Raw genomic sequence first — 23,958 nt, forward strand, 5'->3', positions numbered from 1 at the left:
ATAACCCAGTGTACGGTAATGTGGGGCAATCTGATAGGGCATGCCGGGTAAGCGCGAGCCACCCGGCACTTTTTTAATTCACTTTCACCTGGTCACGCGACTTCTCATCAATCGACTTTCCTGACCAGTACCCCGCCAGCAGCGAACCGGAAAGGTTATGCCAGACGGAAAACAGCGCGCCAGGCAGCGCTGCGAGCGGGCCGAAGTAGATTTTGCCCAGCGCTGCCGCGAGGCCGGAGTTTTGCATCCCGACTTCAATGGCCAGCGTACGGCAGGTGGACTCGTCAAATCCGAACAGTTTCCCACCCCAGTAACCGCCGAGCAGGCCGAGAGTGTTATGCAGGATAACGGCGATAATCACCACAAAACCGACCGAGGCAATATGCGATGCGGAACCGGCAACCACTGCGCTGATGATCGCCAGAATGCAGGCCATCGAAAAGGCGGGCAGGTACGGTTCCACCGCTTTTACTACGCGGGGGAAGAGGTGATGCACAATCAACCCCAGGCCAATCGGGATCACTACGATTTGCAGAATGCTGAGCAGCATTCCCATCACATCCACCTGAATGTGCGCATCGACATACAGGCGCGTCAGCAAGGGGGTGGCAATGACGCCGACCAGCGTGGAAACGGAAGAGATAGTCACTGACAGAGCAACATCGCCTTTCGCAAGATAAATCATAACATTGGACGCGGTTCCGCTGGCAACGCTACCAACTAACACCATCCCCGCAGAGAGTTCCGGTGGCATCTTAAACAACAGCGCCAGCACCCAGGCGGCGAGCGGCATGACCAGATAGTGCAGGAATATCCCTGCCGCAACCGGCGCGGGGCGCGAGAGCACGCGTTTGAAATCGTCAATTTTCAGGTGCACGCCCATACCGAACATAATCAGCATTAGCAGCGTGGCGATCCACGGACCGATGGCGGTAAAGGTGGTTGGCGTGTTGTAGGCAATAACAGAGAGTAGCAGCGCCCATAACGGGAACAGCCGGGTCAGTACAGCGAGCATGTTATATTCCTTGCGATAATGTTGTGTTTGCTAGTTATAAAAAAGCCGGGTTCGAGCCCGGCTATTGTTATTATTTATCGTTTGTTTGAATTTTATTCAAACAAATTATGATGCAGTTTCTGCACCACTTGCTCGGCTTCGGTGCCTGGCACCAGGAAACAGAGGTTATGACTGGAAGCGCCATAGCAAATCATACGGATGTTGAACGGCTCCAGTACGCCGAAAACCTCTTTACCCACGCCGCAGGCTTTTGACAGATCGTTGCCAATCAGTGCCACCAGCGCGAGACCTTCCTCGACCTCTACCCGACACAGTGCAGACAGCTCCATCAGCAGCGACTGCGTCAGCAGCGTATCGCCTGTTGAGGTGGAGCCGGTGGTGTCCAGCGTCAATGCCACGCTCACTTCTGAGGTGGTTATCAAATCGACAGAGATATTGTGGCGCGCCAGAATGCCGAAGACTTCTGCAAGGAAGCCGCGGGAGTGCAGCATATTCAGGCTATGCAGCGTTAACAGGGTTTGTTTACGACGCAGCGCCAGCGCGCGGAACAGCGGCGGATTTTGTGTCTGGTTGCACACCAGCGTACCGCCTGCTTTTGGATCTTTGCTCGAGCCGACAAAGACCGGAATATCACTGCGTACGGCGGGCAGCAACGTTGCCGGGTGCAATACTTTTGCGCCGAAGGTGGCCATTTCCGCCGCCTCTTCAAAGGCAATTTCATCAATGCGTTGTGCGGAAGGGACGACGCGCGGATCGGTGGTGTAAATGCCCGGAACGTCGGTCCAGATATCAACGCGCGTCGCGTGCAGCGCTTCTGCAAGCAGTGCGGCGGTGTAATCGCTGCCGCCACGGCCAAGCGTAGTGGTGCGGCCCTTGCTTTCGCTACCGATAAAGCCCTGGGTAATCACTAATCCTTCATTCAGTCGTGGAGCCAGTTGTTGCGCAGACAGTTCGGACAGCGCCGCGATATCCGGCTCTGCACGACCAAAACGGTCGTTGGTGCGCATCACTTTACGCACGTCAAACCACTGTGCCTGGACATTGCGCTCGCGCAGGATCTCCACAAATAGCAGGGTGGACATCAGTTCACCGTGGCTGACCAGTTCGTCGGTCAGTGCCGTTGAGGTCGCCAGCGACGCGGCTTCTGCCAGCGTAGTGATGTTTTCCAGCAGGCGTTCGATCTCTTCACGAATCACGTTGGGATAACGTAAACGTTCCAGGATATCGAACTGAATTTTACGGATAGCGTCGAGTTTCTCGAAACGTTCTGTCGGCTCCAGACCTTCAGCCAGTGCAACCAGCAGGTTGGTGATCCCGGCAGAGGCGGAAAGGACCACTAAACGGACGCTCGTATCGGAAAGCACCACGTCGGCGCTACGGTTCATGGCATCAAAATCGGCTACGCTTGTACCACCAAACTTGGAGACAACAATATTTGTCATTACAACCTCGTGTCAGGGAATGAAAAGAGCGACCATGGCACAAGGGCGAAACAAAAACCGGTGCAGGCGCAAATACCGTATTTATAAATAAAATGTGTGGAGGGTACTGTCAACGACGGGATTATGCGGATTTTTCATGCTGTCCAGGCTGTGAGTAACGGTGCTTATAACAGCTATACTTTTTGCTGCTTTTCATCCGCGTTTGACTCATGCCAGGGTTACGGCACTAAAACAATCACACTTTTCTGTGACTGGCGTTACAATCGATCTCAGTCACAATTCTCAAAATCAGAAGAGTATTGCTAATGAAAAACATCAATCCAACGCAAACCTCAGCCTGGCAGGCACTACAAAAACACTTTGAAGAGATGAAAGACGTTACTATCGCGGATCTGTTCGCGAAAGATAGCGATCGTTTCTCTAAATTTTCTGCAACGTTTGATGATCTGATGCTGGTGGATTTCTCCAAAAACCGCATCACTGAAGAGACGCTGGCTAAACTGCAAGATCTGGCGAAAGAGACCGATTTGGCAGGCGCCATCAAGTCCATGTTCTCCGGTGAGAAGATCAACCGCACCGAAGATCGCGCGGTGCTCCACGTTGCACTGCGTAACCGTAGCAATACCCCGATTATCGTTGACGGCAAAGATGTGATGCCGGAAGTGAATGCGGTGCTGGAGAAGATGAAATCCTTCTCTGAAGCGATCATCTCCGGAAGCTGGAAAGGCTATACCGGTAAAGCCATCACTGATGTAGTAAACATCGGTATCGGCGGTTCTGACCTCGGCCCGTTCATGGTGACCGAAGCGCTGCGTCCGTACAAAAATCACCTGAATATGCACTTCGTCTCCAACGTTGATGGCACCCATATCGCGGAAGTGCTGAAGAAAGTCAACCCGGAAACCACGCTGTTCCTGGTCGCTTCCAAAACCTTCACTACTCAGGAAACCATGACCAACGCCCACAGCGCGCGCGACTGGTTCCTGGCGACCGCAGGCGACAACAAGCACGTTGCCAAACACTTCGCCGCGCTCTCTACCAATGGCAAAGCGGTGGGTGAGTTCGGTATCGACACCGCGAACATGTTTGAGTTCTGGGACTGGGTGGGCGGTCGTTACTCCCTGTGGTCTGCGATTGGTCTGTCGATCATTCTGTCCGTCGGCTTCGACAACTTCGTTGAGTTGCTCTCCGGCGCGCACGCGATGGACAAGCACTTCGCCACCACTCCAGCGGAGAAAAACCTGCCGGTGCTGCTGGCGCTGATCGGTATCTGGTACAACAACTTTTTCGGTGCAGAAACCGAAGCCATCCTGCCGTATGACCAGTATATGCACCGTTTCGCGGCCTATTTCCAGCAGGGCAACATGGAATCCAACGGCAAATACGTTGACCGTAACGGCAACGCCGTGGATTACCAGACGGGTCCTATCATCTGGGGTGAACCGGGCACTAATGGTCAGCACGCGTTTTATCAGCTGATTCACCAGGGCACCAAAATGGTTCCTTGTGACTTTATCGCGCCGGCGATTACGCACAACCCGCTGTCGGATCACCATCCGAAACTGCTGTCTAACTTCTTCGCCCAGACCGAAGCGCTGGCGTTCGGTAAATCCCGCGAAGTGGTGGAGCAGGAATATCGCGACCAGGGTAAAGATCCCGCGACTCTGGAACACGTGGTACCGTTCAAAGTGTTTGAAGGCAATCGCCCGACCAACTCCATCCTGCTGCGTGAAATCACCCCGTTCAGCCTGGGTGCGCTGATTGCCCTGTATGAGCACAAAATCTTTACTCAGGGTGCAATTCTGAACATCTTCACCTTCGACCAGTGGGGCGTCGAGCTGGGCAAACAGCTGGCGAACCGCATTCTGCCTGAACTGCATGATGATAAAGACATTGCCAGCCATGACAGTTCAACTAACGGTCTGATTAACCGTTATAAGAAATGGCGTGGTTAATGGTGACTGGCATCGCCCCCGGGCGATGCCTTTTTGTTAATTCAGGCCGATGATGAGGGTTGAAAGGATTATCGTCAGCCTTTAACAAATCCGTAGGCTATGAATGCCAAGCTGTTTTGCGATGAGTTCCAGCTTGTGGCCGACATGTCCGATACCAATGGCGCAGTGATGTGCCGCTCCTCCTTCGCACCAGCGGCGAGTAAATTCTTTTGCGCTGAGTGGGAATCGGTAATGACTGTTGGTATTGCCGATATCAAGCGTTTCACCTTCAACAGCTTCACCTTCTGCAAATTGCAGGGTGACGCGGCCATCCTGATGTTCTACCACGGATAAAAAGGTAACCGGACCTGGCGCGACGGTCATCTGTATTGAGACGCCCTTACCGGGTTTACCGTGATAAATCGGCAGTGGCACCAGCCTGACTTTTTGAGCAGACATTAACGGATGAGCGGGTCCATCATGGCCCCACTGTACCGTTTGATTTTCAAAATCAATGCCATAGGGCTCAGAAAAAGAACCGCCAGCGCCCAATAAGCTGAGGATTTTCATGGCGATGACATTTTTGATTTCACACTCACCTGCCACCGGGATGCCGTTTTCAGTGAGTAATGTATTTCCCAGAATCACGGAAGTGATGATGTTTTCTTGCGGCGAACCGGGTGCCCCCTCGTAATAATACGCCATAGCACCCAGTCGATGACGTTGGGTCATATTATCCAGTGCGATCGCGGTATTTATCGCACGTTGTAATTCCGCTTCTTCACAGGAAGGATCGACCTGGAGCGACTGAAAAACGTGCTGGCGTTTTTGTTCTCTCTCGGTCTCGGTGATTGATGATAATGCGCTCACCAGCTCGCAAACTTCCAGCAATGTAAAACGCACACCCAATTTTGCGCTCAGGTTCGTCATATTCGAATAAACATCATACATGCCGTTATAATAATGGCCGAGCACGCCAATATTCGTGGTTTGCAGGGACTGAATAACCTGAATCGCCGCTAACCATGCATTGACCTCCTGCCAGGCCTCGTCATCGTCCAGGTATCCTGGAACCAGCATGTGGGGAATCCCTGCGCGTTGGAACACATTAACCAGCTCCGGTGCGCTACATGCCTGACAGTGTGCCAGCCATTGCCCTGTACGTACGGCACGATCAGGGTGTTGATTGATGGTGTGGCAAGGAACGCTTTTTTCGGGTTGTAGCGCCAGAATTAATACAGGAACATTCAGCCGCTGCACCAGCGGAAGTACCGTTGAACTTAATGCATACGTGGTAATATAAAGCACGAGCACATCAATATTATTTTCAGCGAATCGCGCGGTGGCTTCCTCCATCGTTATCGCATTATCAATTAAGCCACTATTGATCACCGTAACATTTTCCTGGCTTATTTTTTTATCAACCTGCGCCAGATACCCTTCCAGTTGTGTTTTTAAACCGCTAAATTGCGGCCAGTACGTCTCCAGTCCAATCCCAAATAGACCTACCGTTGTTTTTTTCATACCTGACCTCAGAAAATGAAAGAAGATCTTTGAACGGTACGCGTCAGGCAGGGCAAAAACATTTGTCTGGTTGACAGTACCTTACCGAAAATGGCAGTTTCGCCGTCAATGAGATAGCGGAAGTCTCACTTTTTACTTATTGATGTAATGAATGTAAAAGCGGGGAATACGCAGGCAGGCTGATGCATTGTTGACTTTAAAAGCGATGACAGAACGCGAGGTTTTCTCAGAGTTATCTGGTGAGGTTTATCCTAAAAATAATGGCCATGAAAAATAAAGGAAATTATTTTTAGGATTTAACTCATGATTGATTTATTTTAATTTGTTGTTTTATTGCTGTTTTTTATTTTAATTTTGTATTTTTAAGTCGCATTTTTTCTAATTATCCTAAAGCTGCGTTGCTATTTCCCATCACGTCAGTTCGCTTGTCTTCATTGTGTATACTCGATCCCGCCTGAAATTATTTTGGGTAAATCTCCATTCATTCAATGAAGGGAAATAGCTATGAAAAAAGTTCTGTATGGCATTTTTGCTATATCTGCGCTTACGGCAGCCTCCGCCTGGGCCGCTCCCGTTCAGGTGGGAGAAGCAGCAGGTGCGGCAGCAACGTCGGTTTCAGCGGGAAGTTCCTCCGCCACCAGCGTAAGCACCGTAAGTTCAGCAGTGGGCGTCGCACTGGCGGCGACCGGCGGCGGGGATGGTTCTAATACCGGGACCACTACCACCACGACCACCCGTACCCAGTAATACCGGTACGTTTAATTCTAACCACACTTCGGTGTGGTTATTTTGCCCCTCTGGAGAAGAGTCGTGAAGCGACCTGTATTGATCGTTATTTGCCTGCTGCTACAGGCCTGTTCAGCCACCACCAAAGGGTTGGGTAATTCATTGTGGGAAAGTGTGTTTGGCACGCCGGGTGTGCAACTGACGGATGATGATATTCAGAACATGCCCTACGCCAGCCAGTATATGCAGCTTAATGGCGGTCCTCAGCTGTTTGTGGTGCTCGCTTTCGCAGAGAACGGGCAGCAGAAATGGGTGACGCAGGACCAGGCCACCCTTGTGACCCAGCATGGGCGTCTGGTGAAAACGCTGCTCGGCGGCGACAACCTCATTGACGTTAACAATCTGTCCGCTGACCCACTGGCAAAACCTTTGCAGATTAGGGATGGCGCAACGTGGACCCGCACGATGGGCTGGACCGAGTATAAGCAGGTGCGTTACGCCACCGCCCGTTCGGTCTTCACATGGGCTGGCGCTGATACCCTCACACTCGGCAGTGAAAAGACGCCGGTGCGTGTGCTGGATGAAGCCGTCACGACGGATCAAACACGCTGGCATAACCGCTACTGGATTGACAGCGAAGGGCAAATTCGCCAGTCGGAGCAATACCTGGGGGCCAACTTCTTCCCGGTGAAAACCACGCTCATTAAGGCGGCGAAACCATGATCAAACACTCTATTGCGGCGCTGATCCTCAGTCTGAGCGCGTCATCTGTCTTTGCTGCGGGCACCGTGAAGGTGTTCAGTGCAGGCAGTACAGAGCCGAAAACACTGAGCGGGGCAGAACATCTGATTGACCTCGTTGGGCAGCCCAGACTGGCGAACACCTGGTGGCCTGCGGCAGTCATCAGCGAAGAACAGGCGACCGCCACGGCGCAACGTGAGCAGCAGGCGCTGTTGGCGCGTCTGGCGGCGTATGGGAGAGAGGATAACGGAGGTGAATCTGCCGCAATCCGTGTGCTGAGCCAGCAAATTCAGGCATTGAAAGTGACCGGCAGGCAATTTGTCCCTCTCGATCCGGACACCGTACGCGTCGGTGAGCGAAGTAATCCGCCATTGCAGGGAAACTACACGCTGTGGGTGGGGCCGCAGCCAACAAGCGTCACACTGTTCGGTCTGGTGAACCGACCGGGCAGCCAGCCGTTTACCCCCGGTCGCGATGTCGTGAGTTACCTCGAAGGACAAAACCTGATCGATGGAGCGGATCGCAGCTATGCCTGGGTCGTTTATCCCGACGGGCGGACACAGAAAGTGCCGGTGGCGTACTGGAATAAACGCCACGTTGAGCCGATGCCCGGCAGCATTATTTTTGTTGGTCTTTCCGATTCCGTCTGGAGTCACACCCCTGATGCGCTTAACGCCGACATTCTTCATACCCTGACGCAGCGGATACCCGAATAATGAAAAAAACACATCTGCTCAGCATCCTGGCGCTGGGCGTCAGCGTGGCGTGTCATGGCGAAACGTTTCCTGCCCCCATTGGGCCGTCACAGTCTGATTTTGGCGGCGTGGGGCTTTTGCAAACGCCCACGGCGCGCATGGCGCGGGAAGGTGAGATGAGCCTGAATTATCGCGATAACGATCAGTACCGCTACTACTCTGCCTCCGTGCAACTTTTCCCGTGGCTGGAAACTACGCTGCGCTACACCGACGTTCGTACCAAACAGTACAGCAGCGTGGAGTCATTTTCCGGCGATCAAACTTACAAAGACAAAGCCTTCGACGTGAAAGTCCGTTTGTGGGAAGAGAGCTACTGGATGCCGCAGGTGGCGGTCGGTGCGCGGGATATTGGCGGTACTGGCCTGTTTGATGCGGAATATATCGTCGCCAACAAAGCCTGGGGACCGTTTGATTTCTCGCTGGGTCTTGGCTGGGGCTATCTGGGTACCAGCGGCAATGTGAGCAATCCATTTTGTTCCGTCAGCGACAAATATTGCGATCGCGATAACAGCTATAAACAGGCGGGTTCTGTTGATGGCAGCGAGATGTTCCACGGCCCGGCATCGCTGTTTGGCGGTGTGGAATACCAGACTCCCTGGCAACCGCTACGCCTGAAACTGGAATACGAAGGCAATAACTATCAACAGGATTTTGCGGGCAAGCTGGAACAGAAAAGCAAGTTTAACGTCGGCGCCATTTATCGCGTTACCGATTGGGCCGACGTTAACCTCAGCTATGAGCGCGGCAACACGGTCATGTTTGGCGTCACGCTGCGCACCAACTTCAACGATCTGCGGCCAGCTTACAACGATAACGCCCGGCCAAAATACCAGCCAGAGCCACAGGATGCCGTCCTCCAGCACTCGGTGGTGGCGAACCAACTGACGTTGCTGAAATACAATGCCGGGCTGACGGATCCGAAAATTCAGGTGAAAGGCGACACGCTGTATGTCACCGGCGAACAGGTGAAATACCGCGACTCCCGCGAAGGGATCGAACGCGCTAACCGGATCATCATGAACGATCTGCCGGAGGGGATCCGCACGATCCGGGTGACGGAAAATCGGCTCAATATGCCGCAGGTGACAACCGAAACCGAGGTTTCCAGCCTGAAGCGTCACCTGGAAGGCGAACCTCTGGGGCACGAAACCCCTCTGGCGCAAAAACGTGTAGAGCCGGTGGTGCCTGAGACGACCGAGCAGGGTTGGTATATCGATAAATCGCGTTTTGATTTCCACATCGATCCGGTGTTGAACCAATCCATTGGCGGCCCGGAAAACTTCTATATGTATCAGCTGGGCGTGATGGGAACAGCGGATCTGTGGCTAACGGACCATCTGCTCACCACCGGCAGTCTGTTCGCGAATATCGCCAATAACTACGACAAATTTAACTACACCAATCCGCCAAACGACTCTCAGCTACCGCGTGTGCGTACCCACGTGCGTGAATACGTCGAGAATGATATTTACGTCAATAATCTCCAGGCCAACTACTTCCAGTACCTGGGGAACGGTTTCTACGGGCAGGTTTACGGCGGTTATCTGGAGACCATGTTCGGCGGCGCAGGGGCTGAAGTGCTGTACCGTCCGGTAGATAGCAACTGGGCGGTGGGTCTGGATGCCAACTATGTGAAACAGCGTGACTGGCGTAGCGCGCAGGACATGATGAAGTTTACCGACTACAGCGTGAAGACCGGGCATTTAACGGCTTACTGGACGCCGCCGTTTGCCCAGGATGTGTTGGTGAAGGCGAGTGTCGGTCAGTATCTGGCGGGCGATAAAGGCGGCACGCTGGAAATTGCCAAACGCTTTGACAGCGGTGTGGTGGTGGGCGGTTACGCGACCATCACCGATGTCTCGCCGGATGAGTATGGGGAAGGGGACTTCACCAAAGGCGTCTATATTTCCGTACCGTTGGATCTGTTCTCCTCCGGACCGACCCGCAGTCGCGCGGCAATCGGCTGGACGCCGTTAACACGTGATGGCGGTCAGCAACTGGGTCGTAAGTTCCAGCTGTACAATATGACCAGCGATCGCAGCGTCAACTTCCGTTGATGGGGTTTTGCCGGATGGCGCTGCGCTTATCCGGCCTACGCTCCTGTAGGCCCGGTTGCGCAGTGCCACCGGGCGATTTACAAACGACGTAATAATTTTGCTGGATTGCCCGCGTACACCCCTTTCTCGGTAATGGATTTTGTCACCACGCTGCCTGCGCCAATCACGGCACCATCGCAGATGCTAACGGCCAGAATCGTTGCACCGCTGCCGATGGAAACCTCATTGCCAAGGGTAATCCGCCCCCAACTGTTGCGGTCGGTATTGGGTTTTCCTTCCCGAAACATATCGTTGGCGAACATCACTCCGTGCCCGATAAAGCACCGGCTACCGACAGTGACATATTCGCAGATAAAGGTGTGCGACTGGATTTTGGTCTCTGCGCCAATCCGCGAGTTGGCCTGGATTTCAACGAAGGGGCCGACAAAGACGTTGTCACCGAGGGTGCAGTCGTAGAGGTTGGCGGGTTCATAAATCACCACATTTTCGCCACAGATAACGTTACGAATGGTGGACTGTTTTAACTGCATTTTTCATTTTCCGTTGAAATCGGTTGAAACAATGATGTTCGCCTGTTGACGCGACATGAACAAAATATAAACAAAAAATGTAGATCTCTGTCACATTTTTGCGTTATACAGGAATCTCGCCACTGAGAATGAGGTGCTGTTATGACGTCGCTATCTCGTCCGCGTGTTGAGTTTATCTCCACTGTCTTACAGACCGTACTGAATCTTGGGCTGCTGAGCCTGGGTCTGATCCTGGTGGTCTTTCTTGGTAAAGAGACCCTGCATCTGATGGATGTGCTATTCGCGCCTGAGCAAACCAGCAAGTATGAGATGGTGGAAGGGCTGGTGGTCTATTTCCTCTATTTTGAGTTTATCGCGCTGATTGTTAAGTATTTTCAGTCAGGCTTTCACTTTCCGCTGCGTTACTTTGTCTATATCGGGATCACGGCCATTGTGCGGTTGATCATCGTCGATCACAAATCCCCGCTGGATGTCCTGATCTACTCGGCGGCGATCCTGCTGCTGGTGATCACTCTGTGGCTGTGTAATTCAAAACGACTAAAACGGGAATAAAAAAAGGCGCTCCGTAGAGCGCCAAATCACAGTCACAAGTAGGGATAACGTAAGTTGAGGGTTACAGTGGCTTGCCCGTTTCCGGGCGGGTTTAACACAGGTACTTCGATGAAACTTAGCGCCAGGCATTAGCCTTTCACACCGCCTGCCGTCAGGCCGTTAACCAGCCAGCGCTGCGCCAGCAGGAACACGAGAGTGATTGGAATCGCAGACAGTACCGCAGCGGCGGCAAAGTCGCCCCACAGATAGTTTTGTGGGTTGAGATATTGCTGCATACCGACCGCCAGCGTGTAGCTATTCACATCTCGTAGCAGCAGAGAGGCGACCGGCACTTCGGTGATGGCGGCGATAAACGACAGAATAAACACCACGGCCAGAATCGGTACGGAAAGTGGCAACAGCACCAGGCGGAAGGCCTGCCACGGGGTTGCGCCATCCAGCGCCGCCGCTTCTTCCAGCGAACCATCGATCGTTTCGAAATAACCCTTAATGGTCCACACGTGCAGCGCAATGCCGCCCAGATAGGCGAAGATAACGCCGCCGTGGGTATTCAAACCGATAAATGGAATGTACTGGCCAAGGCGGTCAAACAACGCGTACAACGCCACCAGAGACAGCACCGCCGGGAACATCTGGAAAATCAGCATCCCTTTCAGCAGAGTCGCTTTGCCCGGGAAACGCATACGGGCAAAGGCGTAAGCACAGGTGGTGGAGAGCGTGACGATGCCAATCGCGGTGATGCCCGCAATTTTCACTGAATTCCACAACCACAGCAGAACCGGGAAGGGGGGCGGTGTGACGCGACCATCAGCGTGTTCCACGCTGAAGCCCAACGCCAGCCGCCAGTGCTCCCAGGAGATGTTTTCCGGGATCAGGCTCCCGGTAGCGAAGTTCCCTTCGCGCAGTGAAATCGCGATAACCATCAGCAGCGGGAACATGATGGCCGCGATGAAGATCAGCAGCAGAAGATGCGTCGTGAAGAGACGCAGTTTCTGAGATTTCGGTTGTACCATAGCCATAATTTTCATTACTCCTTAGCATCGCTCCAGGCTATTTTGCTTGCCATTTTGAACCCGGGCAGTGCTCAAAATCCTCACGTACTACGTGTACGCTCCGGTTTTTCCGCGCAGTCCGAGTCCAAACTGGCTGCGCCAATAACGCCTGGTTAATCAGGCTTAATCAAACTTCATACGCGTGGCTTTCAGGTTCACAATCGCCAGCGCACCCACCAGCAGGAAGATCAGCGTGGCAATCGCCGCCGCCAGACCAAAGTCCTGGCCGCCGCCGCCTTCAAAGGCGATGCGGTAGGTGTAGCTGACGAGCAGGTCGGTATACCCGGCTGGTGTGGTCGTGCCGAGTCGGTCCGGCCCCCCGTTGGTCAACAGTTGAATCAGTACGAAGTTGTTAAAGTTAAAGGCGAAGCTGGCGATCATCAGCGGCGTTAACGGCTTAATCAGCAGCGGCAGCGTAATCTTAAAGAAGTTCTGGAACGGGCCTGCGCCATCCATTGCCGAGGCTTCATACAGGTCGTCCGGAATCGCTTTCAACAACCCCATGCACAGGATCATCATGTACGGATAACCGAGCCAGGTGTTAACGATGATAATCATCGAACGGGCAGTGGTCGGGTCGCTGAACCAGGCCGGTTTGACGCCAAACAGCGCGCTCAGCATCATGTTGATTTCACCAAAGCTCTGGTTGAACAAGCCTTTGAAAATCAGAATCGAGATAAACGACGGAACGGCGTAAGGCAAAATCAGCAGCACGCGGTAAATCGCTTTCCCTTTCAGCGCTTCCCATTGCACCAGGCACGCCAGTACCATGCCTACCGCCACGGTCAGCAGCACGGTGAGAACGGAGAACACCACCGTCCAGACGAAGATTGCGAAGAACGGTTTCTGGATCCCTTCATCGGTAAAGACGCGGGTGAAGTTCTTCCAGCCAATGGTCACGGTATAACCCGGACTCAGTTTCTGAGTATCCCAGCCACCGTCAGCATTGATGGACTGGTAATAGCCAATGTCGTTATTCGCGCGGTATTTCACGCCGCTCTGGTTGTTCGTTAACGTACCGTCGTCAGCCAGCGAGTAGAGCGGTTGCGTGCCGGAGAACTGGCGCAGTGAGCTCATGACCACCTTGCTGTCATCGGGCAGAATGGCGGTTAACTGGGTCAGCGCCTGGCGGTTCTGAGTGATCACACGCAGATTCGCGCGTTCACCAGCAGGCAGGGCGTCGGTCTCTTTCAGTTGCAGCTTCTGCTCGCCGCCAAATTTAAAGGTGTCGGAGAGATAATTTTTACCGCTTTCACCGTCGGTGAGAGCCAGTTGCCACTCGTCACCCGCCGGATACAGTCCAAAATTGAAGGTTTTCCCTGCCTGATAAGAACGATCCATCAGGACTTGCTGAGCGCGTTCGAAGGAAAGCTGGTTGGTGCTACTGTAGTTGGTAAAGGCGATGGCGATGGTACAAATCAGCGGGAACAGAACAAACAGTCCCATACCGGCCATTCCCGGATAAACATAGCGCCATGCGTAGGCTTTACGATTGGCGAAAATATACAGGCCAGCTGAGCTTAAAATCAGCGTCATGATGGCGAACAGGTACTCCCCTTGTGCGTACATTAAAACTACAAGGTAACCCACCAGCAAGCCCAGCAGACCAATCACTGACCATTTCAGCGTGTCGCTTTGCCACCAATGTTTCTTTTTAATGACATCCATGGGGATCTTCCTCTACAGCATTGAAATCTTGTGGCAAATGCGCCGGGTGGCGCTGCGCTTATCAGGCCTACAGCAAGTTGTAGGCCGGATAAGGCATTTATGCCGCCATCCGGCACATGCACTGCGGCATTACTTGGTGATACGACCCTGTGCATCTTTCAGCGCCGCGTCAACCGTCTGACGGCCGCTGGCGGCGTTGATGACGGCAGTACGGGTGGCGTACCAGAATGCGGCCATCTGCGGGATGTTCGGCATGATTTCGCCTTTCTGGGCGTTATCCATGGTCGCGGCGATGCGCGGGTCTTTCGCTAACTGATCCTGGAAGGATTTCAGCGCAACGGCACCCAGCGGTTTGTCCTTGTTCACCACATCCAGACCCTGATCGGTCAGCAGGTAGTTTTCGAGGAACTCTTTCGCCAGTTCTTTGTTCGGGCTGGCAGCGTTAATACCGGCGCTCAGAACCCCAACGAACGGTTTAGACGGCTTGCCTTTGAAGGTTGGCAGCAGTGTGACGCCGTAGTTTACTTTGCTCTTGTCGATGTTCGACCACGCCCACGGACCGTTGATGGTCATCGCGGTATCGCCTTTGTTAAAGGCCGCTTCCGCGATGGAGTAATCGGTGTCCGCGTTCATGTGTTTGTTCTTGATAAGATCAACCAGGAAGGTCAGGCCCGCTTTCGCGCCCGCGCTATCGACACCCACGTCTTTCACGTCGTATTTGCCGTTTTCAAACTTGAACGCATAACCGCCGTCGGCGGCAATCAGCGGCCACGTGAAGTACGGTTCTTGCAGGTTGAACATCAGGGCGCTCTTACCTTTCGCCTTCAGCTCTTTATCCAGTGCGGGGATCTCTTCCCAGGTTTTCGGCGGGTTTGGCACGAGGTCTTTGTTGTAAATCAGAGACAGCGCTTCAACTGCGATGGGGTAAGCAATCAGCTTGCCGTTGTAACGTACGGCATCCCAGGTGAACGGATAGAGTTTGTCCTGGAACGCTTTGTCCGGGGTAATTTCTGCCAGCAGGCCAGATTGCGCATAGCCGCCGAAACGGTCGTGCGCCCAGAAGATGATGTCCGGACCGTCACCGGTTGCGGCAACCTGCGGGAATTTTTCTTCCAGCTTGTCAGGATGCTCAATGGTGACTTTGATACCGGTGTCTTTCTCGAATTTTTTGCCCACTTCAGCAAGGCCGTTGTAGCCTTTATCGCCGTTAATCCAGATAACCAGCTTACCTTCTTCAATCTTGGCGAGAGCCGAGGCGGAAAACATCATCGTCGTCAGTGCGGACAATGCGAGGATGCGTGCGCCAGTCTTGATTTTCATATTCCCCATCCTTTTTGGTGAAGTGCTCGTGGATACTCAGAGGTGGCTTAACGGTTCTTAGTTTCTTTATACGACAACCTCTTTCCATCCTCCTTGCCACTACGCCCCACCCCCGCTTTATGTGACTTGTGTTGCATAAATGTGAGTAATGCGTGTTGGCGCACATAAAAACACACTGCTTTTTGCGGACTACGTCACGAAATTCCCCCGCCGCTTGCGACCCCGGTCTCAGAGCGTGCTTTCTCATCCTCCCGCCTCCTCCCCCATAAAAAAGCCGGGGGGTGGAGGATTTACGCAGCCAGGCGATGACGCATAGTCGGGGCATGATGAATGTTGCTGTCGATGACAGGTTGTAACGAAGGGAGAAGTGCATGGCGAGCGTACAGATGCGAAATGTAACGAAAGCCTGGGGTGACGTGGTGGTATCGAAAGATATCAATCTCGACATTCACGAAGGGGAATTCGTGGTGTTTGTGGGACCGTCAGGCTGCGGTAAATCGACATTGCTACGTATGATCGCCGGACTCGAAACCATCACCAGCGGGGACCTGTATATCGGTGAAAACCGGATGAACGACATCCCGCCTGCCGAGCGTGGCGTCGGCATGGTATTCCAGTCTTATGCGCTCTATCCCCACCTTTCTGTTGCTGAAAATATGTCATTTGGTCTCAAGCTGGCGGGCGCCAAAAAAGAGGTGATGAACCAACGCGTTAATCAGGTGGCGGAAGTGCTGCAACTGGCGCACCTGCTGGAACGTAAACCGAAAGCACTCTCTGGCGGACAACGTCAGCGTGTGGCGATTGGCCGTACGCTGGTGGCTGAACCGCGCGTATTCCTGCTCGATGAACCCCTTTCCAACCTTGATGCCGCACTGCGTGTGCAGATGCGTATCGAAATCTCCCGTCTGCATAAACGGTTGGGTCGCACGATGATTTACGTCACCCACGATCAGGTCGAAGCGATGACGCTGGCAGACAAAATTGTCGTGCTGGACGCCGGGCGCGTCGCACAGGTCGGTAAACCGCTGGAGTTGTATCACTATCCGGCCGACCGCTTCGTGGCGGGTTTTATCGGTTCTCCGAAGATGAACTTCCTGCCGGTGAAAGTCACTGCGACGGCGATTGATCAGGTTCAGGTGGAGTTGCCGAATCACCAACACGTCTGGCTGCCAGTTGAAAGCCGCGATGTTCAGGTCGGCGCAAATATGTCTTTAGGTATTCGTCCGGAGCATCTGCTGCCCAGTGATATCGCCGATGTCACCCTGGAAGGCGAGGTTCAGGTCGTCGAACAACTTGGTCACGAAACGCAAATTCATATCCAGATCCCCGCCATCCGTCAAAACCTGGTGTACCGCCAGAATGACGTGGTGTTGGTAGAAGAGGGTGCCACATTCGCTATCGGCCTGCCGCCAGAGCGTTGCCATCTGTTCCGTGAGGATGGCACTGCATGTCGTCGGTTGCATCAAGAGCCGGGCGTTTAAGCACTCCCATTAAATATGCGAAGTCTGCAAAAGACGATGTGTAAAAAAAGAAAAGCAATGATCTCAGGAGATAGAATGATGGTTACTCTGCGCAAACTCCCACTGGCAGTTGCCGTAGCAGCAGGCGTTATGTCTGCTCAGGCAATGGCCGTTGATTTCCATGGTTATGCTCGTTCCGGTATTGGCTGGACGGGTAGTGGCGGCGAACAACAATGTTTTCAGGCAACCGGTGCTCAAAGTAAATACCGTCTCGGTAACGAATGTGAAACCTACGCGGAATTGAAATTGGGCCAGGAAGTGTGGAAAGAAGGCGATAAGAGCTTCTACTTCGACACTAACGTTGCCTACTCCGTAGCACAGCAAAACGACTGGGAAGCGACCAGCCCCGCTTTCCGTGAAGCGAACGTGCAGGGTAAAAACCTGATCGACTGGCTGCCAGGCTCTACCATTTGGGCCGGTAAGCGCTTCTACCAACGTCACGACGTTCATATGATCGACTTCTACTACTGGGATATCTCAGGTCCTGGTGCAGGTATCGAAAACATCGATCTGGGCTTCGGTAAACTCTCTCTGGCAGCGACCCGTTCTCAGGAAGCTGGCGGTTCTTATGCTTTCAGCAGCGACGAAGTTTATGACGCCACGAAAGACACCGCGAACGATGTGTTCGACGTGCGTCTGGCGGGCATGGAAATTAACCCAGGCGGTACGCTGGAATTAGGCGTTGACTACGGCAGCGCCAACACGACTGATGGTTACGACCTTGCAGATGGCGCCACCAAAGACGGTTGGATGTTCACTGCTGAACACACGCAGAGCATGCTCAAAGGCTACAACAAGTTTGTTGTGCAGTACGCCACTGATGCGATGACTTCTCAGGGTAAAGGTATTCCGCAGGGTAGCCGCAGCCAGGATATCTTCGGTAATTTCGATAACGATCAGGACTTCCTCAACAACAACGGTAGCCTGACCCGTATTCTCGATCACGGTGCCATCTCTCTGGGCGATCGCTGGGATCTGATGTATGTGGCGATGTACCAGAATATCGACTGGGATAACGACAACGGTACTGAGTGGTACACCGTCGGTGTTCGCCCGATGTTCAAGTGGACGCCAATCATGAGCACCCTGCTGGAAGTGGGTTACGACAGCGTCAAATCTCAGAAAACCGACGATACCAACGACCAGTTCAAAATCACCCTGGCGCAACAGTGGCAGGCTGGCGACAGCATCTGGTCTCGTCCGGCAATCCGCGTATTCGCTACCTATGCGAAGTGGGATGAGAAATGGGGCTACAACAATGGCGTTGCCGTTAGCGACACCAGCACCACAACCTACAGCCGTGGCGACGACGATGAAGTCACCTTTGGTGCCCAGATGGAAATCTGGTGGTAATACATCGCTAATCTGACGTAAAGACCGAAAGAGGGGCGTAAGCCCCTCTGTTCTGGAGTTTAGCGCGCTATTGCCTGGCCACCGCTGAACCCACGCTATCTGAGGTGATAACAATGAAAATGAAGAAAAGTCTCGTTGCCCTTTGTTTCTCTGCGGGGCTGCTCGCGAGTGTACCGGGTGTGACGCTGGCGGAAGTGAACTATGTTCCGCAAGACATTAGCGCTGCGCCTGCGATTCCGACCGCTGCGTTACAACAATTAACCTGGACGCCTGTCGACCAGAGCAAAACGCAGTCCACACAACTTGCCACTGGCGGTCAACGCCTTGATGTCGCCGGTATTAGCGGTCCGGTTGCCGCCTATAGTGTACCGGCAAATATTGGTGAGCTGACCCTGACGCTAACCAGCGAAGTGAACAAGCAAACCAGCGTATTTGCGCCGAACGTTATTATTCTTGATCAGAACATGACGCCTTCTGCCTTCTTCCCCAGCAGCTATTTTACCTACCAGGAGCCTGGCGTGATGAGCGCGGATCGCCTGGAAGGGGTGATGCGTCTTACGCCTGCTTTGGGTCAGCAGAAGCTCTATGTTCTGGTCTTTACCACCGAAAAAGATCTCCAGCAGACTACGACGTTGCTTGATCCCGCTAAGGCATATGCAAAAGGCGTTGGTAACTCGGTTCCGGATATCCCTGATCCCATTGCGCGCCATACCACCGACGGCCTGTTGAAACTGAAAGTGAAAACCAACAGCAGTTCCAGTGTGCTGGTGGGGCCGTTGTTTGGCTCTTCCGCTCCGGCTCCTGTTACCGTGGGCAACACGGCGGCGCCTGCGCCGACTTACGCTGCCCCTGCGGCGGTTGCAGCCACTCCAGTCGCCGCGCCAGCGCCGGCGAAGAAAAGTGAGCCAATGCTGAACGACACCGAAAGCTACTTCAACAAAGCCATCAAAGATGCCGTCGCCGCAGGTGACGTGGATAAAGCGCTGAAACTGCTTGATGAAGCTGAACGCCTGGGGTCCACATCTGCCCGTTCCACCTTTATCAGCAGTGTAAAAGGCAAGGGGTAACCGTCTCCCCGCATTGCTGATTTTGCAACAACTGGTGCGTCTCCTGGCGCACCTTTTTTTATCATTCCATGCGAATTGTTACATTCCTGTTGCGCAACAGTTCACTTAATTATGTTTACGCCTCCCGTAATCTCTTTTCTGCGATACAATGCCCTCACGTTATGAACTGGAGAGTAAGGCATGCCACACCCTGCGTTAACGCAACTGCGTGCGCTGCGCTATTTTGACGCGATCCCTGCGCTGGACTCCCAACAACTGGACTGGTTGTTACTGGAAGATTCCATGACCAAACGTTTTGAGCAGCAGGGAAAACAGGTGAGCGTGACGTTGATACGGGAAGGATTTGTGGGCCAACATGACGTGGCGGAAGAACTGCCGCTATTGCCGACGGAATCCCGTTACTGGTTACGTGAAATTCTGTTATGCGCGGATGGTGAACCCTGGCTTGCCGGGCGCACCGTGGTGCCTGAGTCAACGTTGTGCGGCCCTGAGCTGGCTTTGCAAAATATGGGAAAAACCCCGCTAGGGCGTTACCTGTTTACATCGTCGACATTGACCCGAGATTTTATTGAGATTGGTCGCGATGCAGCGCTGTGGGGACGTCGTTCCCGTCTGCGGTTGAGCGGAAAGCCGTTCCTGCTGACAGAACTGTTTTTGCCTGCATCGCCGTTGTACTGAGAGGAAATGATATGGAGTGGAGTCTGACGCAGAATAAGCTACTGGCGTTTCACCGCTTGATGCGTACGGATAAGCCAATCGGCGCTTTACTGCTGCTCTGGCCAACGCTGTGGGCGCTGTGGGTGGCGACACCCGGAATGCCGCAATTATGGATATTGTTGGTGTTTGTGGCGGGCGTCTGGTTGATGCGCGCGGCGGGATGCGTAGTCAACGACTATGCCGATCGCAAATTTGACGGCCATGTGAAACGCACGGCGAACCGACCGTTGCCCAGTGGCGCCGTCACCGAGAAAGAAGCGCGGGTGCTTTTTGTGGTGCTGGTGCTCCTTGCTTTCTTATTGGTGTTGACGCTGAATACGATGACGATTCTGCTGTCAGTGGCCGCTCTGGCCCTGGCGTGGGTCTATCCTTTCATGAAGCGTTACACGCATTTACCGCAGGTGGTGCTGGGGGCGGCGTTTGGTTGGTCGATACCGATGGCGTTTGCCGCTGTCAGTGAGTCAGTGCCGCTGAGTTGCTGGTTAATGTTCCTTGCCAACATTCTTTGGGCTGTGGCTTACGATACGCAATATGCGATGGTGGATCGGGACGATGATCTGAAAATCGGCATTAAATCGACGGCTATTCTGTTCGGTCAGTATGACAAGGTGATCATTGGCATCCTGCAGGTGGGGGTGTTGGCTCTGATGGCGCTGATTGGCTGGATGAACGGTCTGGGACTGGGGTATTACTGGTCTCTGCTGGTGGCAGGTGCTCTGTTCGTGTATCAACAAAAACTGATTGCGCACCGTGAACGCGAAGCCTGCTTTAAAGCCTTTATGAATAACAACTATGTTGGCCTGGTGCTGTTTCTGGGGCTGGCGATGAGTTACTGGCACTTCTGAATGTGTTCATGTTGGTCGGATAAGGCGTTTATGCCGCCATCCGGCAACGCGTGTAAATTCATTATTACCTGATGGCGCTATGCTTATCAGGCCTACAGGATACGCATAAAGACAAAGCCGGTCATGCTGACCGGCTTTTTAACATCACTCGTCCTGCGTTGCGCTTTCTATGGTTAAACGCACATCTGAGGTGATCAGATTAGCCAACATCTGGTAAACCTTCATCGTCTCTTCAGGCTCCGCATCACCGGTATCACTTATGTACTTCTCATCACGCAGGGTCAACACCAAAGAGCTGAATACCGCTTTGTCGAAGAACTCCGGCGCGTTGATCCCGTGTAGCACAGAAAGACGCTGAGCCACGGTACGGCTCTCTTTTTCCAGCGTGCCGCGGTTGATAGACGGATTTGCACTCAACAGCCAGAAGGTGATGGCATAACGTTGCAGGGTTTCACGCGCGCCCGCCGCCAACAGCTGCAGCGTACGGGAATGCGCCGGGTTGATATTCAGCTCGTCATTCTGGACGGTAATCAGTCCCTGACGCTGCATTTCGCTTATCAGCGCGTCGATGACGCCAGCCAGTTCATCCCGTTCCCAGCGCAGGAACAGTTCTGCTTTCAGCATCGGGTAGAGAATTTCAACATGCTCAAGCAGCGCATCGCGGGAGATGCGGCGATGCTGAGTCACGATAGCCGCCATCAGGGAAGGCAGAACCAGCATATGCGCAATGTTGTTGCGATAGTAAGTCATCAGCACCGCCTGCTCGCGCGGCAGAATGATGATATCGCCGATAGTATCCTTCTCGACCTCGAACTTGTTCATTTGCAGCGCGTGGTCAATCAACGCGTTGGCGCTGACCGACGGAACCGTGGAGTCGGTGGAATACGGGACATTACGCATCAGATCCAGATAACACTCAAGCTGCTCCGTCAGTTGCTCGCGCGTTAACGAACGCTGACGAGACGCCAGCAATGCGGTGCAACACAGATTCATGGCATTTGCCGCGCCTGCATTGTTAATACGGACCATTAACTCTGCGGCGATACCATTGACCGTTGGTGTCAGCCAGGCGGGACGCACGGCTTCGATCGGATCGATAGATTCACGCCACTCAGGAACATGCTGGTTCAGGTACGTCATCAACGGCATCGGTTCGCCAAAGTTAACGTAGCCCTGACCGAGATTACGCAGCTTGCTCAAGCCGCGCAGCATTTGCGGCAGGCTCTCTTTTTCTTTCGTCGCGCCACGCAATTCTTTGGCGTAAGTTCCCACTTCCATCACGTGCTCGTAACCGATGTAAATGGGCACCAGGGTGATTGGACGTGTACCGCCGCGCAGCATCGCCTGAATGGTCATCGACAGGGTGCCGGTTTTCGGATCCAGCAGACGGCCAGTACGGGAACGCCCGCCTTCCACAAAATATTCAACGGAATAGCCACGACTAAAAAGCTCACCGAGATATTCACGAAAGACGGTCGAGTAGAGTTTGTTGCCCTTAAACGTGCGACGAATAAAGAACGCGCCCAGGCGGCGGAAAATCGGGCCAGCTGGCCAGAAGTTCAGGTTAATACCGGCGGCGATATGCGGCGGCACCAGCCCCTGATGATAGAGCACGTACGAGAGCAACAGATAGTCCATATGGCTGCGGTGGCAGGGCACATAGACGATTTCATGCCCGTCGTGCGCCAGTTGGCGGACACGCTCTGCGTTATGGACATTGATCCCCTGATACAGTCTGTTCCAGGTAAAACCCAGAATGCGGTCAGTCAGGCGAATCATCTCGTAGGAGAAGTTGGCGGCAATCTCTTCCATCAGCGCAATGGCGTTCTGCTGCGCTTTTTCATGGGAGATTTTTTTGCTGCGCGCTTCGTCTTCTACCGCGCGAGCAATCGCTTTTGACGCCAGCAGTTTGTTGAACAGATCCTGTCGGGCAGGCAGACGCGGACCGACCGCCGCCAGACGCTGACGGGCGAAATGCATTCGCGCCACACGCGCCAGTTTTTGGGCAATAATTTTGTCGGTTCCGTGCTCGTCAGCCATCCGTCGTAAGGAAACGGACGGCGAGAAGCGGACAAAACTGTCGCGCCCCAGCCAGGAAACAGCAAAGAATTTTTGTACGCCGTTCAGCATACGCAGAGGAGGGTTTACCTCACCCTTTTCACGCCCCGGAGAGCGGCCGAACATCACCGATACCGGCACCATCTGTACATCCAGGTCTGGATTACTGCGGTGAAGGTCGAGGTAGTTGTGAAAGAGTTTGATCGACTCTTCTTTCGGCGTGTAGTAGGTGAATACGCGCGGGCCGCCGTGAATAAACACATAACGCGGCAGCAGCGTTCCGTCTATCTCCAGCGGCTCTAACGGGTCGGGGAGATCGTGCGCCAGGCATTGGGCGCGTAGCGTCAGCAAGTCCGCTTTTGAGTTGTACGGTAAAACGTACATAATGGGACGAGATGTATCGAGCCCCAATTCCGGAGCGGGTTCCGCTGGAATAGACTTGCTTTTTACCAGTACGGTTAATGGTAAATTCAGTAATTTGTAGTAAATTCGTGGCCAGCCAGACATAAACGATGTAAAGCCTCTGGTTAATAATGCAAATTCGCTGCAAGGATATCAGAAAGTCTAGCGAATTTCTGGTGTATCCCGTCATACTTCGCGCCGCTGTAACCCGAATTTTGTGGGTTAACGATATAATGTCATTGACGCTGATAATGCAAAAAGGTTCTTTTGATGGCTAATAATACCACTGGATTTACCCGAATTATTAAAGCTGCTGGTTATTCCTGGAAAGGTTTTCGTGCTGCATGGATTAATGAAGCGGCATTTCGCCAGGAAAGTGTTGCTGTGCTGCTGGGCGTGGCGATTGCCTGTTGGCTGGATGTAGACGCCATCACGCGTGTTTTGTTGATTGGTTCTGTCATGCTGGTGATGGTCGTTGAAATCCTCAACAGCGCGATTGAGGCGGTGGTTGACCGCGTTGGCTCTGAATACCATGAACTTTCCGGGCGGGCGAAAGATATGGGGTCGGCGGCGGTATTGCTTTCGATCTTTATCGCGATGATCACCTGGGGAATCCTGCTGTGGCCGCATTTTCGATAAGGGTTCCATAATCCGATAAATCTCTTGTTTTTTGTGCCGTT

The 23,958-nt window shown here is 53.4% G+C and carries 20 protein-coding genes; 12 read left to right on the forward strand and 8 right to left on the reverse strand.

Going from position 1 to position 23,958, the window contains the following annotated elements; genetic code table 11:
- Positions 1-73 precede the first annotated feature (73 nt).
- Both panS and lysC read right to left on the reverse strand, forming a co-directional pair.
- The gene (panS, locus tag NNO04_RS00830) at positions 74-1,015 is read right to left on the reverse strand and encodes a ketopantoate/pantoate/pantothenate transporter PanS (protein WP_271443051.1); all 942 of its coding nucleotides are present in this window, start codon (positions 1,013-1,015) and stop codon (positions 74-76) included.
- 92 nt (positions 1,016-1,107) lie between these two features.
- Entirely contained in the window at positions 1,108-2,457 is a 1,350-nt protein-coding gene (gene lysC / locus NNO04_RS00835) for a lysine-sensitive aspartokinase 3 (protein ID WP_271443052.1), read from the reverse strand.
- Positions 2,458-2,762: 305 nt separating this feature from the next.
- Between lysC and pgi the strand changes: the two genes are divergently transcribed.
- The gene (gene pgi, locus NNO04_RS00840; protein ID WP_271443053.1) at positions 2,763-4,412 is read left to right on the forward strand and encodes a glucose-6-phosphate isomerase; all 1,650 of its coding nucleotides are present in this window, start codon (positions 2,763-2,765) and stop codon (positions 4,410-4,412) included.
- A gap of 81 nt (positions 4,413-4,493) precedes the next feature.
- Here pgi and NNO04_RS00845 read toward each other — a convergent pair whose 3' ends face one another.
- On the reverse strand, positions 4,494-5,915 hold the full coding sequence (locus NNO04_RS00845; protein ID WP_271443054.1) for an L-fucose/L-arabinose isomerase family protein: 1,422 nt from the start codon (positions 5,913-5,915) through the stop codon (positions 4,494-4,496).
- 504 nt (positions 5,916-6,419) lie between these two features.
- On the opposite strand from NNO04_RS00845, the gene yjbE reads away from it, so the two are divergent.
- The 4 genes from yjbE to NNO04_RS00865 all read left to right on the forward strand — a co-directional run bounded on the left by yjbE (position 6,420) and on the right by NNO04_RS00865 (position 10,194).
- Positions 6,420-6,662: an exopolysaccharide production protein YjbE gene (yjbE, locus tag NNO04_RS00850; protein WP_271443055.1), complete on the forward strand. Its 243-nt coding sequence runs from the start codon at positions 6,420-6,422 to the stop codon at positions 6,660-6,662.
- A gap of 63 nt (positions 6,663-6,725) precedes the next feature.
- Positions 6,726-7,364: a YjbF family lipoprotein gene (locus NNO04_RS00855; protein WP_271443056.1), complete on the forward strand. Its 639-nt coding sequence runs from the start codon at positions 6,726-6,728 to the stop codon at positions 7,362-7,364.
- Positions 7,361-8,098 (forward strand): capsule biosynthesis GfcC family protein, encoded by a 738-nt coding sequence (locus NNO04_RS00860; protein WP_271443057.1) that lies wholly within the window; start codon positions 7,361-7,363, stop codon positions 8,096-8,098. The genes NNO04_RS00855 and NNO04_RS00860 overlap by 4 nt, the downstream gene beginning before the upstream one ends.
- Positions 8,098-10,194, forward strand: a complete 2,097-nt coding sequence (locus NNO04_RS00865; protein WP_271443058.1) for a YjbH domain-containing protein — start codon at positions 8,098-8,100, stop codon at positions 10,192-10,194. The genes NNO04_RS00860 and NNO04_RS00865 overlap by 1 nt, the downstream gene beginning before the upstream one ends.
- A gap of 77 nt (positions 10,195-10,271) precedes the next feature.
- Here NNO04_RS00865 and NNO04_RS00870 read toward each other — a convergent pair whose 3' ends face one another.
- Positions 10,272-10,724, reverse strand: coding sequence for an acyltransferase (locus NNO04_RS00870; RefSeq protein ID WP_271443059.1), 453 nt, complete (start codon positions 10,722-10,724; stop codon positions 10,272-10,274).
- A gap of 141 nt (positions 10,725-10,865) precedes the next feature.
- On the opposite strand from NNO04_RS00870, the gene psiE reads away from it, so the two are divergent.
- The gene (gene psiE / locus NNO04_RS00875) at positions 10,866-11,276 is read left to right on the forward strand and encodes a phosphate-starvation-inducible protein PsiE (protein WP_271443060.1); all 411 of its coding nucleotides are present in this window, start codon (positions 10,866-10,868) and stop codon (positions 11,274-11,276) included.
- A gap of 128 nt (positions 11,277-11,404) precedes the next feature.
- Here psiE and malG read toward each other — a convergent pair whose 3' ends face one another.
- The 3 genes from malG to malE form a co-directional block, all read right to left on the reverse strand.
- The gene (malG, locus tag NNO04_RS00880) at positions 11,405-12,295 is read right to left on the reverse strand and encodes a maltose ABC transporter permease MalG (protein ID WP_162381715.1); all 891 of its coding nucleotides are present in this window, start codon (positions 12,293-12,295) and stop codon (positions 11,405-11,407) included.
- A 156-nt stretch (positions 12,296-12,451) separates the two neighbouring features.
- A complete protein-coding gene (gene malF / locus NNO04_RS00885) occupies positions 12,452-13,996 on the reverse strand; it encodes a maltose ABC transporter permease MalF (RefSeq protein ID WP_271443061.1) in 1,545 nt (514 codons plus the stop codon).
- Between the two features lie 129 nt (positions 13,997-14,125).
- Positions 14,126-15,316 carry a maltose/maltodextrin ABC transporter substrate-binding protein MalE gene (malE, locus tag NNO04_RS00890; RefSeq protein WP_192613788.1) on the reverse strand — a complete coding sequence of 397 codons (1,191 nt, stop codon included), beginning with the start codon at positions 15,314-15,316 and terminating at the stop codon, positions 14,126-14,128.
- A 371-nt stretch (positions 15,317-15,687) separates the two neighbouring features.
- Here malE and malK point away from each other — a divergent pair, with 371 nt between their 5' ends.
- The 5 genes from malK (at position 15,688) to ubiA (ending at position 20,818) form a co-directional block, all read left to right on the forward strand.
- The gene (gene malK, locus NNO04_RS00895; RefSeq protein WP_271443062.1) at positions 15,688-16,797 is read left to right on the forward strand and encodes a maltose/maltodextrin ABC transporter ATP-binding protein MalK; all 1,110 of its coding nucleotides are present in this window, start codon (positions 15,688-15,690) and stop codon (positions 16,795-16,797) included.
- Positions 16,798-16,872: 75 nt separating this feature from the next.
- Positions 16,873-18,189 (forward strand): maltoporin, encoded by a 1,317-nt coding sequence (locus NNO04_RS00900; RefSeq protein WP_271443063.1) that lies wholly within the window; start codon positions 16,873-16,875, stop codon positions 18,187-18,189.
- Positions 18,190-18,302: 113 nt separating this feature from the next.
- Positions 18,303-19,256 (forward strand): maltose operon protein MalM, encoded by a 954-nt coding sequence (gene malM / locus NNO04_RS00905; RefSeq protein WP_271443064.1) that lies wholly within the window; start codon positions 18,303-18,305, stop codon positions 19,254-19,256.
- A 180-nt stretch (positions 19,257-19,436) separates the two neighbouring features.
- A complete protein-coding gene (gene ubiC, locus NNO04_RS00910; RefSeq protein ID WP_271443065.1) occupies positions 19,437-19,934 on the forward strand; it encodes a chorismate lyase in 498 nt (165 codons plus the stop codon).
- Positions 19,935-19,945: 11 nt separating this feature from the next.
- Positions 19,946-20,818 (forward strand): 4-hydroxybenzoate octaprenyltransferase, encoded by an 873-nt coding sequence (ubiA, locus tag NNO04_RS00915; RefSeq protein ID WP_271443066.1) that lies wholly within the window; start codon positions 19,946-19,948, stop codon positions 20,816-20,818.
- Between the two features lie 144 nt (positions 20,819-20,962).
- On the opposite strand, the gene plsB is transcribed toward ubiA, so the two are convergent.
- A complete protein-coding gene (gene plsB / locus NNO04_RS00920) occupies positions 20,963-23,383 on the reverse strand; it encodes a glycerol-3-phosphate 1-O-acyltransferase PlsB (protein WP_271443067.1) in 2,421 nt (806 codons plus the stop codon).
- 165 nt (positions 23,384-23,548) lie between these two features.
- On the opposite strand from plsB, the gene NNO04_RS00925 reads away from it, so the two are divergent.
- On the forward strand, positions 23,549-23,917 hold the full coding sequence (locus NNO04_RS00925; RefSeq protein ID WP_271443068.1) for a diacylglycerol kinase: 369 nt from the start codon (positions 23,549-23,551) through the stop codon (positions 23,915-23,917).
- Positions 23,918-23,958 lie beyond the last annotated feature (41 nt).

It is taken from the genome of Citrobacter sp. Awk 4, assembly GCF_028069725.1.
GTDB lineage: Bacteria > Pseudomonadota > Gammaproteobacteria > Enterobacterales > Enterobacteriaceae > Citrobacter_D.